Below are 16,103 nucleotides of genomic sequence, written 5' to 3'. Positions count from 1 at the left end.
TATCCGCTATGGGTGCTGCCTCTTCACCTCTCCCTTCGGGAGAGGTGAACTTGCGGCCCCAGGCTGATTCAACCAAATGACATCATGCTCTCAGCGCCGTACGATCGAACCGGTGCGTCCGACCAGACGCGCCAGTTGCTTGAAGCGGCTGCCGACGCGGTCGGCGACGAGATCGACCATCCGGTGCTCGAACACCAGCATGAGTTTGCGTCCGTCGGTGCGGAAATGGGTTGCCGGCAGCACGCCGGGCCGTGCCGCCGAGATCAGGTGCGCGACGCGAAACGCGGCGCCAAGCAGGCGCGCGCGTTCGAGCATCGTGTGCGGTACCATCTCCTGGACGATTTCCGGCGGTTCGTTCTCCAGGCTCAGGCCGGCGTAGCGGTAGAATACCGAGAGCGCGACGAAGGTGCGGCCCTGATGGGTGATCGAGCCGAAATTGCCGTTGGTGATGAGGCTGAGCGTTTCCTCGCCGCGGTGATCGGGATGCACCCGCCAGCCGATATCAGACAGCAGGCAGGCGGCATGGCGCAGCCTACGGTCCTCGTCGGTCTCGCGCAGCCTCACGACGCGCACCAGCCGATCGGTCCAGGCGATCAATTCCTCGGCGTGGCGTGCCGATCGCGAGAGCAGGCCGTTCATGGTCTGCGCTGCGCAGATCAGGCCATCCTTGGCACGCTCGGCTGGCGGCAGCATTTCGTAGAACAGGCCTTCCCGCACGCCGAAGGTGGAGAACACGATCGTCTTCGGCTTTGCCACCCGGATGATGTATTCAAGAACGAGCGCGGCGTAGGTGAGCAGCGGCCGGCGGGCGTCGGCCACAGCCTCGATATTGGCGAGCAAATTGGCGGCCGCCAGCCGGCGCAAGCGCTGCGCGAAATCGAGCGCGTCGGCGGCGGGAATCGAATAGCCGTGCATCACCTTGAGCGGATAGCCGCTCTGGATGATGTGAATGCGCGCCAGCGCGCGCCAGGTGCCGCCGACCGCGTAGAAATTGCGGCCGCGGCCCGCCTTGAGCTGCGGAACCTCAGACAGCTCGTTGCGGACGATGCGCTCGGCGCGTTTCAGCGATTTGTGCGAGAGGTCCTGCAGCGCGAGGCTGCCGAGCGGCAGCGTCACGCCGCTGTGGACGCGATTGCCCTTGACGTCGATCAGTTCGACCGAGCCGCCGCCGAGATCGCCGACGATGCCGTCGGGCTTGTGCACGCCGGAGACGACGCCCAGGGCGGAGAGCTTGGCTTCCCGTGGACCCGATAGAATTTCGATCCGCGTTCCGCAGATGCGCTCGGCCTCGGCGATGAAATCGGCACCGTTCCTGGCGTCGCGACAGGCGGCCGTCGCGATCGCATAGACGCGGCCGACCCTCTGGATCCGGCACAGCGCGCGAAACCGCCGCAGCGCCGTCAGCGCTTTTGCGACCGCATCCTCGGCAAGAAGGCCGGTGCTCTGCACCTCGCGGCCGAGACCGCACAGCGCCTTCTCGTTGAACAGCGTGGTGAGGTTACGCGACAGCGACTCGTAGATCACGAGACGCACCGAGTTGGAGCCAATATCGATGACAGCGACGCTGGTAGCGCGCTTGCGCGGTCGCTTCACCGGAAAGTCCCCTTGTGGTGGCTAGAGCATTTTCGGTTCTGATTGAATCAGAACCGAAGCTCTAGATTGTTGTTTTGACGTGTTTTCTTCACGCGAACCGGTGTCCACTTCGCTCGAAAACGCTCTAGCGCTCGCTGCGGCGAGTGAGACGGCGCGGCGAAGATTCCTTGAGAGACTTTCCACGGCCCGACAGACTCGGATTCGTCATGAAGTAATTATGAAGGTTGAAAGGCTCTTCGCCTTTCGCGGCCTTCATACGCGTTGACGATCCATCGGGCAACAATCGCCAGCTCTGCTCCGTATCCTTCAGATTCGCGACCATGATCTGTTCGAGAACCTGCTGATGAACCGTGGGATTTTGCAGCGGGCAGAGCACCTCGACACGGCGGTCGAGGTTCCGCGGCATCATGTCGGCAGAGGAGATATACACAGCCGCTTTCGCGCTGGGCAGCCCATATCCCATGCCGAAGCAATAGATTCGGCCGTGTTCCAGGAAGCGGCCGATCACCGATTTGACGCGGATGTTCTCGGAAAGTCCTGATAACCCCGGCCTGAGGCAGCAGATGCCGCGCACCACGAGCTCGATCGGCACTCCCGCCTGCGATGCTTCATAGAGCGCGTCGATGATGTCGGGGTCGACGAGCGAGTTCATCTTCATCCAGATCGCGGCAGGCCGGCCATGACGCGCGTGACCGATCTCGCCCTGGATGTGCTCGATGACGCGCTTGCGCAGCGTGAGCGGCGACACCGCCATCTTTTCGATGTCGCTCGGCTCGGCATAGCCGGTGACGTAGTTGAACACGCGCGCGGCGTCGCGGCCGATGACCGGATCGCAGGTGAAGTAGGAGAGATCGGTGTAGATGCGCGCGGTCACCGGATGGTAGTTGCCGGTGCCGGTGTGGACGTAAGTGGTAAGATTGCTGCCCTCGCGGCGCACCACCATCGACAATTTGGCGTGGGTCTTGAGTTCGATGAAGCCGTAGACCACCTGCACGCCGGCGCGTTCGAGGTCGCGCGCCCAGCGGATGTTGGCTTCCTCGTCGAAGCGGGCCTTCAGCTCGATCAGCGCCGTTACCGACTTGCCGGCCTCAGCCGCTTCCGCGAGCGCGCGCACGATCGGTGAATTCTGCGAGGTGCGATAGAGCGTCTGCTTGATGGCGACGACCTCGGGATCGCGTGCGGCCTGCTGCAGGAACTGCACCACGACGTCGAAGGATTCGTAGGGGTGGTGGACGATCAGGTCCTTCTGGCGGATCGCGGCAAAGATATCGCCGCCATGGTCGCGCACCCGTTCCGGATGGCGCGGCACATAGGGGGTGAATTCGAGATCGGGCCGGTCGAGCCGGGTGAGTTGCGACAGCTCGTTCATGGCCAGCACGCCGTCGACCAGGAAAACCTCGTCGTCGGCGGCGTTGAGTGCGTGCTGCACGAACAGGCGCAGCTCCTCCGGCATCTTGGCCTCGATCTCCAGCCGGATCACCGATCCGCGCCGGCGTCGCTTCAACGCGGTCTCGAACGTGCGGACGAGGTCTTCGGCTTCTTCCTCGATTTCGATTTCGGAGTCGCGGATGACGCGGAAGGCGCCCTGGCCCATGACCGTGTAGCCCGGGAACAGACGTCCGATGAAGAGGCCGGTGGCCTGCTCCAATGTGATCAGGCGCAGCCGGCCCTCACTGGGGATGCGGATGAAGCGGTCAATCTTGCCGGGCATGCGGATCAGCGCGTTCATCGCCTTGCCGTCGGAGATCCGGGACAATTGCAGCGCCACCGTGAAGCCGAGGTTGGGAATGAACGGGAAGGGATGTGCCGGATCGATCGCGAGCGGTGTCAGCAGCGGGAAGATGCTGTGGAGGAAATGATCCTCGATCCAGGCCCGCTCCGTCTTGGTGGCGTCTCGCCCGTCGACGAGCTGGATGCCAACTTCCGAGAGCATCGTGCGCAGGTCGCTCCAGATCGCCTGCTGGTCGGAGGCGAGCCTGGAGACGGTCTGGTTGATCAGGACGAGCTGTTCGGATGGCGTCAGCCCGTCGGGGCTGCGCTCGGGAATGCCTTCACGGACCTGCGCCTTGATACCGGCGACGCGGACCATGAAGAACTCGTCGAGGTTATTGGCTGAAATTGACAGGAATCTCACCCGCTCGAGCGCGGGGTGGCCGGGATTGACGGCCTCTTCCAGCACGCGGCGATTGAAATGCAGCCAGGAAAGCTCGCGGTTGATGAAGCGTTCGGGGCTCGTCGCGACCGCCGGCAGCCCTTCAGCAACCTGTTCTTTCTCTTGTACTTCAATAGGTTGTGCCGATTCCATGAAGTTCTCGATCCATTCGAGTTCAGGCCCAGAGCCACTTAAGCAAATGCAACGCAAACCCTGTGATAAGTGGATGACGTTTCGATGACATTGACGTTCCGGAAGCCCGCGCCGTCAAGTCACAGGGATCAGGCGTTGCGCCACAGTTCCGCTGCCAGCGCCCGCGTCACCGGCCGGCCGAGCCGCAGCGCCTCGCTGTCGAGCAGCTCCACCGCCTGGCGGGCGGCGGCGTAGGAACGCTCGATCCGGCTGGCGAGATAGCTCACCAGTGATTCGTCTACGGTCATCTGTCGGTCCGTGCAGTATTTGACGATCAGGCCGCGAAACAAGAGATCGTCTGGCGGCAACAATGACACGGTCGGTACCGCGCGCAGCCGTGACCGGAGGTCGCGCAATTCGATCTCGAACGCGGAGGGAGGAATGCGAGCGGTCATCAGCACGAAGGCTTCGTCCTGGCGGGCAAGATTGAGCAAATGAAACATCGCGCGCTCGTCGAAGCCGTGGGGGGTCAGGTCTTCGACCACGAGTGCACCCGTCGCAAGGTCCGCCGGCACGGCCTCGGCCGACAGTGCGTGCGCCGCTGTCGAGCGCGCGCCGGCCCGCTCGGCCCAGATCGCGGCGAGGTGGCTTTTGCCCGATCCTTCGGGGCCGACCAGCAGCATGATGCGGTTCGGCCAGTCGGGCCAGCTCTCGATCAGAGCAAGGCCGGCCTCATTCGCCGTTCCCTCCAGGAAGTCGTCGCGGGTCAGGCTCTCCGCATGTGGCAACGCCAACGCAAGCTGACGGGGGTGAACGCTACCTGCCACGCAAAACTCTCCGGGACTTCCGTTCTCTTGACGCGTTTTCTTTACGCGAACCGGTGCCCGCTTCGCTCGAAAACGCTCTTTACGCTCTAACGCGCTTCGATCGTGCTCATGTGCCGCACCCACTCCACGAGATAGAGGGAGACGGAAACCAAAGTAAAGATGGTGACAAATCCCATCAGGATCAGATCGTAAGGCCTTGGCTGGAAACCGAAACCGAGCGAGGCCAGCACCAGGGCTGCGAAGGCAACCTGAGCCCCCGTGTTAAGTTTCGAGACCATCAGCGGTTTTATCTCGACCGGCTTGTCGAACAGCCAGGACACGATCACAGCCGCTACGATCATGATGTCGCGCGAGACCACGAGGATGACGAGCCAGCGCGGCACCGCGCCCCAGATCCCGAGCGCCACATAGATCGACACCAGCAGCGCCTTGTCGGCCAGCGGATCGAGCAGGGCGCCGAGCTCGCTCGTCATGTTGAAGCGCTTGGCGAGGAAACCGTCGACGGCGTCGCTGACGCCAGCAATCACGAAGATCGCAAAGGCGATTTCCATCTGGCTGGAGACGATCGCCCAGACGATGACCGGCACCAGAATGATGCGGCCCAGCGTGATGATATTGGGTATGCTCAACTCGGTCGCTTCCCGGCTACCGGCCTGAATTCACGGAAGATTCGGCCCTTTTGGGGGCTGAGCCGGCTGTTATCTACATAGTATACCGCCTGCCGCCTTGCGAGCCATTGCGCGGGGGCGGAATTCCTCGTAACCAGCCGTCTTCAACTGGAATTTTGCATGACCGAGCGCAAGAACGGCCTCACTTACGCGGATTCCGGCGTCGACATCGATGCCGGCAACCGGCTGGTCGATCTGATCAAGCCGATGGTCCGCGCCACCGCGCGCGCCGGCGCGGACGCCGAGATCGGCGGCTTCGGCGGCCTGTTCGACCTGAAGGCGGCCGGCTTCAAGGACCCGGTGCTGGTGGCCGCGACCGATGGCGTCGGCACCAAGGTCAAGATCGCGATCGAGACCGGGCTGCATGACGGGATCGGCATCGACCTGGTGGCGATGTCGGTCAACGACCTCGTGGTGCAGGGCGCGGAACCGCTGTTCTTCCTCGACTATTTTGCCTGCGGCAAGCTCGACCCGGAGGCGACCGCCGCGATCGTCGCGGGTGTCGCCGAGGGCTGCCGCGAATCCGGCTGCGCGCTGATCGGCGGCGAGACCGCGGAGATGCCGGGGCTCTACAAGGACGGCGATTACGACCTTGCCGGGTTTGCAGTCGGGGCCGCCGAGCGCGGGACGCTCTTGCCGCGGCCGGATATCGCCATCGGCGATGCCGTGATCGGCCTTGCTTCCTCCGGCGTTCACTCCAACGGATTCTCGCTGGTGCGCAAGATCGTCGAGCAGTCGCGCGTCAGCTTCGACGCGCCGGCGCCGTTCTCGCCGGTCATGACGCTCGGCGGCGCGCTGCTGGCGCCGACCAAGCTCTATGTCAAATCGTGCCTGCGCGCGATCCGTGAGACCGGGGCGATCAAGGGGCTCGCCCACATCACCGGCGGCGGCTTCACCGACAACATTCCGCGGGTGCTGCCGAAGCACCTGGGCGTCGGCATCGATCTCGCCCGGCTGCCGGTGCTGCCGGTGTTCAAATGGCTGGCGGAAGCGGGCGGCATCGCCGAGCTCGAACTGCTGCGCACCTTCAACTGCGGCATCGGCATGATCGCGATCGTGAAAGCGGATGCGGTCGAGCGCGTCATGGAGGTGTTCACCGAAAGCGGCGAGACCGTGACGCTGCTCGGTGAGGTGATCCACGCGACCGGCGATCATCGCGTCGTCTACAACGGCCATCTCGATCTTTCGCAATGAAGCGCAAAGTCGCCATCCTGATTTCCGGGCGCGGATCGAACATGGTCGCGCTGATCGAGGCCGCGAAGGCGGAAGACTTTCCGGCCGAGATCGTTGTGGTGATCTCCAACCGAGCCGACGCCGCGGGCCTCGCCAAGGCCAGCGCGAGCGGCATTCCGACCGTCGTCATCGAGAGCAAGCCGTTCGGCAAGGACCGCGCCGGCTTCGAGGCGATGCTGCAGCGTGCGCTCGACGAGAAGAACGTCGAACTGATCTGCCTCGGCGGCTTCATGCGGCTGTTCACGGCTGAATTCGTGCAGCGCTGGTACGGCAGGATGCTCAACATCCATCCGTCGCTATTGCCGTGCTTCCCCGGCCTCGATCCGCATGGCCAGGCGCTCAAGGCCGGCGTGAAGATCTCGGGCGCAACCGTGCATTTCGTGATCCCGGAGACCGATGCCGGGCCGATCGTGGTGCAGGGCGCGGTGGCGGTGGCCGATGACGATACGCCCGAGACGCTGGCGGCCCGCGTCATCCAGATCGAGCATCAGATCTATCCGGAAGCGCTGCGGCTGCTTGCGGCAGGCCGGCTCAGGCTGGAGGGCGATGTCTGCAAGACGGCGGAGAGCGCAAAGCTATCCGGCACGCTGATTTCGCCCGCGGCGAAATAGTGCAACGCTACATCTGACGCCATAAAGAAATCCCCCCGGGGTGATGCCGGGGGTAGCAATCATGATTGCCTGAGTGGATCGCGATGGAGTCTAGGAGACCTTGAGGTTTTCCGCGGATGCCTTGCCGCGGTTCTCCACCAGGTCGTACTCGATCGTTTGGTTTTCGTTGAGCGTAGAGAGTCCCGCACGCTCAACCGCCGAGATATGGACGAAGACGTCCTTGTCGCCGACGGCCGGCTTGATGAACCCATAACCCTTGGTCGGGTTGAACCACTTGACGGTACCCTTCGGCATCGCCTGTCTCCTCGTCTAGACGTAAAAAAGACGCGGCCACGCTTCGCGCGTGCCACGCCACAAACCGGCTTCCGGCAGTCTGATCAAATTCCGATTCTTAGACTTCAAGGTCACGAAACGCACAGTCGAACGGCCCAATCCGATTGTACCGGTGATTGCAACACGAAAATTGCGGGTTAGCAAGCCTTTGGTGTGCCACAGAAAATCGGTGCGCCGCGGCAACGCCTGTGGCCGATCGACAACAACGTTGCGGCTTCGGGCGAAGTGTGCCGGGCCGCGCGATTGACGCTCCCGGCGAGTTAAGGGCAAATCGGCCGATATCGATCGCTTTTTTCGCATTTTTCAGGTTCGCGTCGTTTGGGAATTAAATACATGCGCTGCTCGTGGCGCCCGTCGCGAGCAAGCTCCGCCGGAGGGTGCCGCGGCCTTGCATGGGCGTTTGCGGCCGCGCTTTGCCTGGCCATCGGCACGATCGGTTCGGCGCAGGCGCAATCGCGGCCGCTGACCCCCACACCAACCCCGACTCCACCCCCAGCGTCGAGCCCGACGCCGAGCGTAAGTCCGGCGCCGATCCCGTCGCCGACAGCCAGCATGGTTAACGCCGATCTCGCGGCGGGCTCGGCGATAGCCAATCTTGGCAGCAACTTCCTGGAGCGGATCGGCAACCAGGCGACCAGTGGCTTCAACCGGTTATGGCGGACCAACCCCGGTGGAGGAGGTGCCTCCGAGAGCGTCGAGGCGCCGCGCTTTCGCACCTGGTTCGAGGGCTACGGCATCTCCGCGCGCAACGACGCCGTCGGGGATTTCGTCGGCGACCGCCGCAAGACCTGGGGCGGGGTGGCCGGCATCGGGGCGCGGATCGCCCCAGGCATCAATCTCGGTTTCTCCGTCGACCAGAGCCGCACCGACATCGATGTGCCGCTCGCGCTGCAATCGGCGGCCATCGATCTGACCCAACTCGGTGCCCACGCCACCGTCGACAAGGGGCCGTGGACCTGGGCGATCGCCGTGGTGCACGGCTTCGGCAACATCCGCTCCAGTCGCGATACCGGTCTTGGTTTTGCCACGACGGGTTACAACGCCAAGCTCGATGGCGCGCTGAGCGAGCTCAGCTATTACTGGGACAAGGACCAGAGCCGCATCGTGCCGAAAGCGAGCCTCGAATATGTCCGCGCCAGGACCGGATCATTCCAGGAATTCGGGGGCCTCGATCCGGTCTTCGCCAGCGCCGCCACCGTGGAGCGGATGCGGGTCATGATCGGGGCGGAAGTCGGACACTACTGGATCTTCGACCAGAAGGTGTTCGACCTTTCGGCCTATGGCAAGTTCGTCGACAATGTCGCGCAGAACTTTGGCGATATCACCGTCAGCCTCGGCAGCCAGAGCATCACGCTGCAGGGCATTGCCGAAAGCCAATATGGCGCAGATGCCGGCGCGGCGGCGTCGCTCAGCCTGACCAATACCGCGCGGCTCTACCTCAACTACGACGGCAAATTCCGCGCCGCGATGCAGTCGCACCAGGGCACACTCGGCGTCGAGTTCAAGTGGTAGTGGCCCCGGTCGGGAAAGGCTTGGGCGCCACGTAGTTCTGCAATCCGAAATGTTCGCGCGATCCCACCAACAACGGCGTCAATTCGTCGGGATGGATGAATTCGTCGCGGAAGCAGGCATAGACCTTGGGATCGAAGATGCTCTTCAGCCATTCGATCATCAGCGTGTGACGGTCCGAGTGGCGGAACTGACGATGATAGCAGAGCCATAGATCCAGTTGGTGGTTGACGCCGAGGTCGACCGCGACCAGCGGCGCGCCGAGCGCAATCACCGAGCTCGGCAGGAAGCCGATTCCCGCGCCCTGTTCGACGGCGTAGAGCGCGGCCACGCTGGAATTGGTGGAGATGCCGACGATGCCCTCCAGCGAGTCCACGCCGAGGATCCGCTTGTAGGTGCCGTCGCCATGCGGCACGCCATCCTGCTTGACGATGCGATGGTGCCTTAGCTCGTCGAGCGACGTCGGCAGGCTGTAGGCATCGCAATAGGCTTTCGAGGCGAAAGCGTGGATGTGCAACCGGCCGATCTTCGTCGCGATCAGTTCGGGATCGCTGGGGCGCTCGACCTGCAGCGAGATGTCCGCCTCCTGCCGCGGAACTTCAGCGCAGTCAGATACGCAACGCAGCTCGACGATGATGTTGCGGTAGGTCCGCTCGAACGTGATCAGCCGCGGCAGCACCCAGAAGTTCCCGGGTGCCTCGGTCACCGCGATCCGCACGGTGCCGCTCACCTCCGCCGGCGCCCGCGCGCGCCTGACGATGTTGAGGCTGAGACGCTCCATCTGTTCCACATCGAACAGCAGCGCCCGTCCTTCGCCGGTCAGCGCCAGTTGTGCCTCGTCGCGCGAAAACAGTTGGCAGCCGAGATCGTCCTCGAGCTTGTCGATCTTGCGCATCATTGCGGTTGCCGGCACGCCGAGGACGTCGGCGGCGCGGCTGAAGCTGCGGTTCCGTGCGCAGAGCAGGAACACTCGCAAATCTCCCCACTCAGGGCGAAGCGCGTCTTCAAGTTTCTTGCGCTGCATGGGCGCAGCGCTGCCGACCAGATCATGCGGCATACGTTTCTTGTCCCGTGTAAAGGGATGATGCCGCAACCTATGGGATGAAAGTGCACAAAGTGTTGCTTGCGACCTGGAATTTCAACACAAGTCCGCTGGGTTTGCGCACGGCGATAACTACCCGGCTACTCCTTGGCGCGTTCCACCTTGACCACGCGTCCCTTGTCGATCGCAAGCGCCAGCCGGCCGTGCTTGAGCTTGAGCGCCGCTTCGCCGAATAATTCGCGGCGCCAGCCGTGCAGGGCGGCGACGTCGGCATGATCGTCGGCGGCGATCTGCTCGAGATCGTCGACGGTCGCGATCACCTTGCTTGCGACTGCGTGCCGCTCGGACGTCATCCTGAGCAGCACCTTCAACAGTTCGACGATCGCCGCACCGTTGGAATTGTTGCGCGGCTTCTCGATCTTCGGCAGCTTGGCGAAATCCCGGGCGAGCCCGCGCTGCACGGCGGCAATGATGTCCGTGCCCCATTTCGAGCGCTCAAATCCTTTCGGCAGCGAGCGTAGGTTGGCAAGCTTCTCCAGCGACGTCGGCGCATGCGTTGCGATATCGCCCACCGCCTCGTCCTTCAGCACGCGCGAACGCGGCACGTCGCGACTCTGCGCCTCCTGCTCGCGCCATGCGGCGACCTCGATCAGCACCGCGAGCTCGCGCGGCTTCCGCACCCTGGTTTTCAGCCGCTCCCAGGCGCGCTCTGGATGGAAGTCGTAGGTGCGGGGCGAGGTCAGGATCTCCATCTCCTCGCTGACCCAGTCGTTGCGCCCGCGCTTCTTCAGGTCGGCATCGAGCGCGGTGAAGACATCGCGCAAATGCGTGACGTCGGAGACCGCGTATTGGGTCTGCTCGGCGCTGAGTGGGCGGCGCGACCAGTCGGTGAAGCGATGGGTCTTGTCCGGCCGATGGCCGGTGATGCGCTCGACGAGCTGGTCATAGGCGATGCTGTCGCCATAGCCTAGCACCATGGCCGCAACCTGCGTGTCGAAGATCGGATGCGGGATGGTGTTGGCGCGGTGCCAGACGATCTCAATGTCCTGCCGGGCGGCGTGGAATACCTTCAGCACCTGCTCGTTGGCCATCAACTTGAAGAACGGTGTGAGGTCGATGTCGGGAGCGAGCGCGTCGATCACGACGGCCTCATCCGGGCTCGCCATTTGCAGCACGCAGAGCAGGGGGTAGTAGGTCGTTTCCCGCAGGAACTCGGTGTCGACGGTGATAACGGGGTGGGCGGCTAAGCGGTCGCAGGCCGCCTGCAGTTCCCAGGTGGTGTTAATCAGATCCATGAACAGTCCATGACGCTTCCGACACGCGTTCTGCCGAAAGCGCAGGTATGTCAAGGGGCTTGGCTGCAATTCTGGCCCTGCATAGGCTCAGGTCAGGCCGCGCGGAACAGGCGGCGGACGCCGGGTGGGCGTCGCAGGGCGCGAAAACGGTGGTCGGGCCGCCGCCTTACTCGTGACGACCGTGCCTGGAGGGCCGCCGAGCGGCGGGCATTGCGAGCACGACCAGGCAGAGAGCCACCATCGCCATTCCCACGAATTCAAGAGCAAAGGCTTCCATCGGCAATCTCCCTAACAAAGTCGTAAGACTTGTCGGGATCGGGTTGACGGTCTGTTAAGGGATTTGGTTACCGGCCACCGGCCGCCGCGATGGTGGACGCGGGGTTAATGGCGGGTCGGCCTGCCTATCCCGCGCGCGCCTGCGTAGGATGGGTAGAGCGAAGCGAAAACCATCAACTTAGGTAACCCAGGCGCGAATGATGGGTTTCGCTTCGCTCTACCCATCCTACGGCGCGGTTACGCGCCCCTATGCGGCGCATATACGAGTGCGGGTTCGTCGCTCTCGAAATCATATCCGACCCTGAAGATATTGCGCGCATCGAAGGTGCGGCCCGAGACGCGCGGGCGAGAGCGAATGGAACAGGTGATGTCATGTCTTCCCTTCAGGTTGGCACTGGCGACAGGATCATTGATCCGATGATCCAACTGGCGGGCTGCTCGATGCAGCACCGCATCGTCGTCGCCGGCTCCAAGAGCTTTGAATTGATGCTCGAGCTTCAGCGGCGCGGTTATTCGCGCGCGACCGCGACGGGCAATTGTGGACGCCCGGCCGGTCAGTACGACGTCGCGCTTGTCGACTGGCGCCGACGCCCATTGCGCACACTCGAGGCGACGCTGGACTGGGTGGCGGATTGCCTGAGCGCCAGCGGCGTATTGGTGGTCTGGGTCGATGCCCAGAAGCCGGCCGCGAACCAAAGCCTTCGTGCCTTGCTGGAGAAGCGTCGCTTCGTCATCGAGCGCAGCACCATGCATGATTGCGGCTGCGCGCTGTCGGCGCGGCGCCTGCAGACTTATCCGCTGCAGAAGGCTGCTTGAACTACTCGACGCATCCAAACGAAAAGCCCGACAGCGTTGGCTGCCGGGCGCACGTAAATATGCCTACATGAACGCCTCACCCTAGAACACGAAGGCGACCGAAATCCTATCCGGGAAAACACTGGTCAAGCGTCACAGGATCGCCGCGCCAATTCCCGCGATGGCGCTGAAGGCGACGACCACGAGCGGCGGTGCGCGCCAGGCGATGAGCAGCACGAATCCGACGAGGGCAATCGCAAAGTCCGTGGGCGTCTGCACCGTGCTGGTCCACACCGGATTGTAGAGCGCCGCGCCCAGGATGCCGACGACCGCTGCGTTCACGCCGCGCATCATCGCCTGGGCGCCGGCACGTTTGCGAAAGCTGTCCCAGTACGGCAGCGCTGCCAGCAGGATCAGGACGCCCGGAAGGAATATGCCGAACAAGCCGATGATGGCTCCGGCGATGCCGTGCGGCGACGTTTTGACGACGGCGCCGAGATAGGCGGCGAAGGTGAAGAGCGGTCCGGGGACGGCCTGGGCGGCGCCATAGCCGGTCAGGAATACGTCGTCGCCGACCCAGCCCGGCGTCACCACGGCCTCGCGCAGCAGCGGCAGCACGACATGACCGCCGCCAAACACGAGCGCGCCGGAGCGATAGAAGGCGTCGAACAAGGCAATGCCCGCGTACGGCCACAACCGTGCCAGGACCGGCAGGCCGACGAGCAGGATCAGGAACGCCGCCAGTGCGACGAGGGCGGCGACGCGGGACACCGGCACGGCGAAATGGCTTTCTCCGCTCGGCTGCGCGGCGCGGCAGAGCCATAGTCCGGCCATGCCGCCGAGCAGAATCGCGCCGATCTGCGCTACCGATGATGTGCTGAACAGGATGATGAGTGCGGCGACCGTCGCGATCGAGGCGCGCTCGCGGTCGGGGCACAGGGTCCGCGCCATGCCCCATACGGCTTGAGCTACGATCGCGACCGCCACGAGTTTGAGGCCGTGCACCAGCCCCGTTCCGATCGGTCCGCTCAATGCGCTGGCGCCATAGGCAAACAGCAGGAGGGCGATGGCCGATGGCAGCGTGAAACCCGTCCATGCCGCCAGCGCGCCGCGATAACCTGCGCGCATCAATCCGAGCGAGAAACCAACCTGGCTGCTCGCCGGGCCGGGCAGGAATTGGCACAGCGCCACGAGGTCCGCATAGGATTGTTCGTCGAGCCATTTGCGGCGCTCGACGAACTCGCTACGGAAATAGCCGATATGGGCGATCGGGCCGCCGAACGACGTCAGCCCGAGCTTGAGGAAGACCAGAAGCACTTCGAGCGGCGAGCCCGCGCGCGAAGGTTTGGCTTCGCTGTCTGAAATCCGCTCAATGTTCATCGTCCAGAATTCCCATCAGACAAGTTCCCGCGCCGGGATCGATGCAGGAACCGCAGTTCTCTTGAACTGTTAACGCGCCAACCGTGACGCCCGTCCATCGAGTGCGTCGGGCTATCACAACTCAGCACGCAGGAGACTGGTCATGGCAAGTGCCGCCGAACGGGATCCCCGCCATCATACGCAGAAAATGCGAAAGGCGTTACACGACATAAAAACCCACCTTCGTGAGGACATCGCGAAGCTCGATGAACCACAGCTCAAGGCCATGTTCGAGACCTCAGCCGAGGTGATCGGCGGGCTGGAGAAAGCGTTCACGGATTACGAGCAGAAGAACGAAGCGGCTTGGCGCTAGAGCAGGATGACGGCGGGCATCATCCCTGTGAGGAGCCTGTGAGATGAACCGGGATGTCGATATCAGGAAACGCGCTCTGATCACGGGGACTGCCGTGACGGGAATCATCACGACCGCGGGACTGATCCCGCCGTCACTCGCTGTAGCGCGGTCCAAGGAGGAAAAGGAGAAGACAGAGGTCACGCCGCCGGAAGATTTGATGCGCGAGCACGGCATGCTCGATCGGGTGCTTCTGGTCTACGAAGCGGGGCTCCGCAAGTTTGCCGCTAAGGAGGATTTCGACCCCTCGGTCATGACGCGCGCTGCCGAGATCGTGCGCGAATTCATCCACAACTATCACGAGGAGTCGGAGGAGCACGCGGTCTTTCCACGCTTCAAGAAAGCCGGAAAGATGGTCGATCTCGTCGACACGCTGCTGATCCAGCACAAGGCCGGGCGGGGTGTGACCGAGACGATCCTCCGAACGGCCCCGGGCAGTCGGCAGGATGGCGAGGACCGGCGACAGCTCACCGACTCGGTTCGCGCCTTCATCGCGATGTATCGTCCCCACGCAGCGCGCGAAGACACCGAGCTGTTCCCGATGCTGAGGAGCCTGGTTTCCGCGCATGAGTTCGATGCAATGGCCGAGGATTTCGAGCGAAAGGAACATCAGCTCTTTGGCGACGACGGGTTCGAGATGATGACAAAGCGGGTGGCTGATCTGGAACGACAAACCGGGATCAACGATCTCTCCCAATTCACCCCGCGATGAAACGCGCGCCGCAGTTGCGGCAGATCAATACGAGTTGGACCAGCGGCACTAGGATATCAATGTAGCCGAACAGCTTGACGGCCAGGTTGTTGAGGTTATGGGGCTCGGCCTCCTAGGCACACCGGGCCCCACCTTAAATCTTCGTAAGATTGAGTGGAGCGAATCCGCAGGATGGGTAGAGCGAAGCGAAACCCATCATTCGCGGCTTGCTCATCGCGATGGGTTTCGCTTTGCTCTACCCATCCTACGGGGGAATTATCATCGTTCGATGGTGCCGGTGCGACGGATTTTCTTCTGCAACAGCATGATGCCGTAGAGCAGGGCCTCTGCGGTTGGCGGACAACCGGGGACGTAGATGTCTACCGGGACGATGCGGTCGCAGCCGCGCACGACTGAATAGGAATAGTGATAGTAGCCACCGCCATTGGCGCAGGAGCCCATCGAGATCACGTAGCGCGGCTCCGGCATCTGGTCGTAGACCTTGCGCAAGGCGGGAGCCATCTTGTTGCAGAGGGTTCCCGAGACGATCATCACATCGGACTGTCGCGGTGAGGCGCGTGGCGCGGCGCCGAAACGCTCGATGTCATAGCGTGGCATAGAGACCTGCATCTGTTCGATGGCACAGCAGGCAAGGCCGAAGGTCATCCACATCAGCGAACCCGATCGCGCCCATGTCACGAGGTCATCGAGCGGCGCGACGAAGTAGCCGCGATCGCCGAGGTTATGCTCTACATTTTCCGCCAGTGACAGGGTGTCCAACATACGCGGTCTCTCAACGCTCAGGCGGTATGGCCGCCCGGATCGGCATTCTTTGGTGTCTTCTTGGCCCGTTGCGGCGTCATCCTTGCCGGGTCCGGTTGCCCGGGCACTCCGCGCGGACCGAATTGCTGTCGTTGAAGATCATCCTCGGAGAACTCAGGCTCGACGCCGTTCGGCTCGACGCGCTTTATCGGAGTTCCCGGATCGCGATTGCGCTCGTTCATGTCATGCTCCATCGCTGATGGGTGTCGGGCCAACGACGGGAGCGGCGAATTGTTGCTAAAGAAGGCAGGCAAGCTCAGCGCGTCATTCCGGGATGCGCCGTAAGGCGCAGGCCCGGAATCCATTGGACCGCCTGCGCTGGCGGCGAAATGGATGCCGGGCTCGATGCTTGC

16 protein-coding genes are annotated in these 16,103 nt (G+C 63.3%); 6 read left to right on the top strand and 10 right to left on the bottom strand.

The window, feature by feature from the left end:
* Positions 1-90: 90 nt before the first annotated feature.
* The 4 genes from ppx to YY7_RS0126670 form a co-directional block, all read right to left on the bottom strand.
* Positions 91-1,593, bottom strand: coding sequence for an exopolyphosphatase (ppx, locus tag YY7_RS0126685; protein WP_028165894.1), 1,503 nt, complete (start codon positions 1,591-1,593; stop codon positions 91-93).
* Positions 1,594-1,717: 124 nt separating this feature from the next.
* Positions 1,718-3,898, bottom strand: coding sequence for an RNA degradosome polyphosphate kinase (locus YY7_RS0126680; protein WP_028165893.1), 2,181 nt, complete (start codon positions 3,896-3,898; stop codon positions 1,718-1,720).
* A gap of 128 nt (positions 3,899-4,026) precedes the next feature.
* Positions 4,027-4,704, bottom strand: a complete 678-nt coding sequence (locus YY7_RS0126675; RefSeq protein WP_028165892.1) for a chromosomal replication initiator protein DnaA — start codon at positions 4,702-4,704, stop codon at positions 4,027-4,029.
* A gap of 86 nt (positions 4,705-4,790) precedes the next feature.
* Positions 4,791-5,333 carry a CDP-alcohol phosphatidyltransferase family protein gene (locus YY7_RS0126670; protein ID WP_028165891.1) on the bottom strand — a complete coding sequence of 181 codons (543 nt, stop codon included), beginning with the start codon at positions 5,331-5,333 and terminating at the stop codon, positions 4,791-4,793.
* Positions 5,334-5,492: 159 nt separating this feature from the next.
* Between YY7_RS0126670 and purM the strand changes: the two genes are divergently transcribed.
* Positions 5,493-6,566 carry a phosphoribosylformylglycinamidine cyclo-ligase gene (gene purM, locus YY7_RS0126665; RefSeq protein ID WP_028165890.1) on the top strand — a complete coding sequence of 358 codons (1,074 nt, stop codon included), beginning with the start codon at positions 5,493-5,495 and terminating at the stop codon, positions 6,564-6,566.
* Complete coding sequence (gene purN, locus YY7_RS0126660; protein WP_028165889.1) at positions 6,563-7,216, top strand: phosphoribosylglycinamide formyltransferase; 654 nt, start codon at positions 6,563-6,565, stop codon at positions 7,214-7,216. The genes purM and purN overlap by 4 nt, the downstream gene beginning before the upstream one ends.
* Positions 7,217-7,306: 90 nt before the next feature.
* On the opposite strand, the gene YY7_RS0126655 is transcribed toward purN, so the two are convergent.
* Complete coding sequence (locus YY7_RS0126655) at positions 7,307-7,510, bottom strand: cold-shock protein (protein WP_028165888.1); 204 nt, start codon at positions 7,508-7,510, stop codon at positions 7,307-7,309.
* Between the two features lie 372 nt (positions 7,511-7,882).
* Here YY7_RS0126655 and YY7_RS0126650 point away from each other — a divergent pair, with 372 nt between their 5' ends.
* Positions 7,883-9,061: an autotransporter outer membrane beta-barrel domain-containing protein gene (locus YY7_RS0126650; protein ID WP_028165887.1), complete on the top strand. Its 1,179-nt coding sequence runs from the start codon at positions 7,883-7,885 to the stop codon at positions 9,059-9,061.
* Here the strand turns inward: YY7_RS0126650 and YY7_RS0126645 are convergent.
* Both YY7_RS0126645 and rnd read right to left on the bottom strand, forming a co-directional pair.
* On the bottom strand, positions 9,051-10,115 hold the full coding sequence (locus YY7_RS0126645; protein WP_028165886.1) for a LysR family transcriptional regulator: 1,065 nt from the start codon (positions 10,113-10,115) through the stop codon (positions 9,051-9,053). The two genes, YY7_RS0126650 and YY7_RS0126645, sit on opposite strands and share 11 nt — an antisense overlap.
* A 125-nt stretch (positions 10,116-10,240) precedes the next feature.
* Entirely contained in the window at positions 10,241-11,395 is a 1,155-nt protein-coding gene (gene rnd, locus YY7_RS0126640; protein WP_028165885.1) for a ribonuclease D, read from the bottom strand.
* 648 nt (positions 11,396-12,043) lie between these two features.
* Between rnd and YY7_RS56775 the strand changes: the two genes are divergently transcribed.
* Positions 12,044-12,487 (top strand): hypothetical protein, encoded by a 444-nt coding sequence (locus YY7_RS56775; protein WP_155255333.1) that lies wholly within the window; start codon positions 12,044-12,046, stop codon positions 12,485-12,487.
* 132 nt (positions 12,488-12,619) lie between these two features.
* On the opposite strand, the gene chrA is transcribed toward YY7_RS56775, so the two are convergent.
* Positions 12,620-13,846, bottom strand: a complete 1,227-nt coding sequence (chrA, locus tag YY7_RS0126625; protein ID WP_051396933.1) for a chromate efflux transporter — start codon at positions 13,844-13,846, stop codon at positions 12,620-12,622.
* Between the two features lie 142 nt (positions 13,847-13,988).
* On the opposite strand from chrA, the gene YY7_RS0126620 reads away from it, so the two are divergent.
* Positions 13,989-14,198 carry a hypothetical protein gene (locus YY7_RS0126620; RefSeq protein ID WP_028165883.1) on the top strand — a complete coding sequence of 70 codons (210 nt, stop codon included), beginning with the start codon at positions 13,989-13,991 and terminating at the stop codon, positions 14,196-14,198.
* A gap of 199 nt (positions 14,199-14,397) precedes the next feature.
* On the top strand, positions 14,398-14,949 hold the full coding sequence (locus YY7_RS0126615; RefSeq protein WP_245287410.1) for a hemerythrin domain-containing protein: 552 nt from the start codon (positions 14,398-14,400) through the stop codon (positions 14,947-14,949).
* Between the two features lie 258 nt (positions 14,950-15,207).
* Here the strand turns inward: YY7_RS0126615 and YY7_RS52905 are convergent, their stop codons facing one another.
* Positions 15,208-15,711, bottom strand: a complete 504-nt coding sequence (locus YY7_RS52905; RefSeq protein ID WP_080663859.1) for a NuoB/complex I 20 kDa subunit family protein — start codon at positions 15,709-15,711, stop codon at positions 15,208-15,210.
* Positions 15,712-15,728: 17 nt separating this feature from the next.
* A complete protein-coding gene (locus tag YY7_RS52900) occupies positions 15,729-15,932 on the bottom strand; it encodes a hypothetical protein (RefSeq protein WP_051396938.1) in 204 nt (67 codons plus the stop codon).
* Between the last annotated feature and the right edge of the window lie 171 nt (positions 15,933-16,103).

Source organism: Bradyrhizobium elkanii WSM2783, assembly GCF_000472865.1.
Lineage (GTDB): Bacteria > Pseudomonadota > Alphaproteobacteria > Rhizobiales > Xanthobacteraceae > Bradyrhizobium > Bradyrhizobium elkanii_A.
Note: the sequence above shows the minus strand (reverse complement) of the source record. Positions and strands in the feature narration are given on the sequence as shown.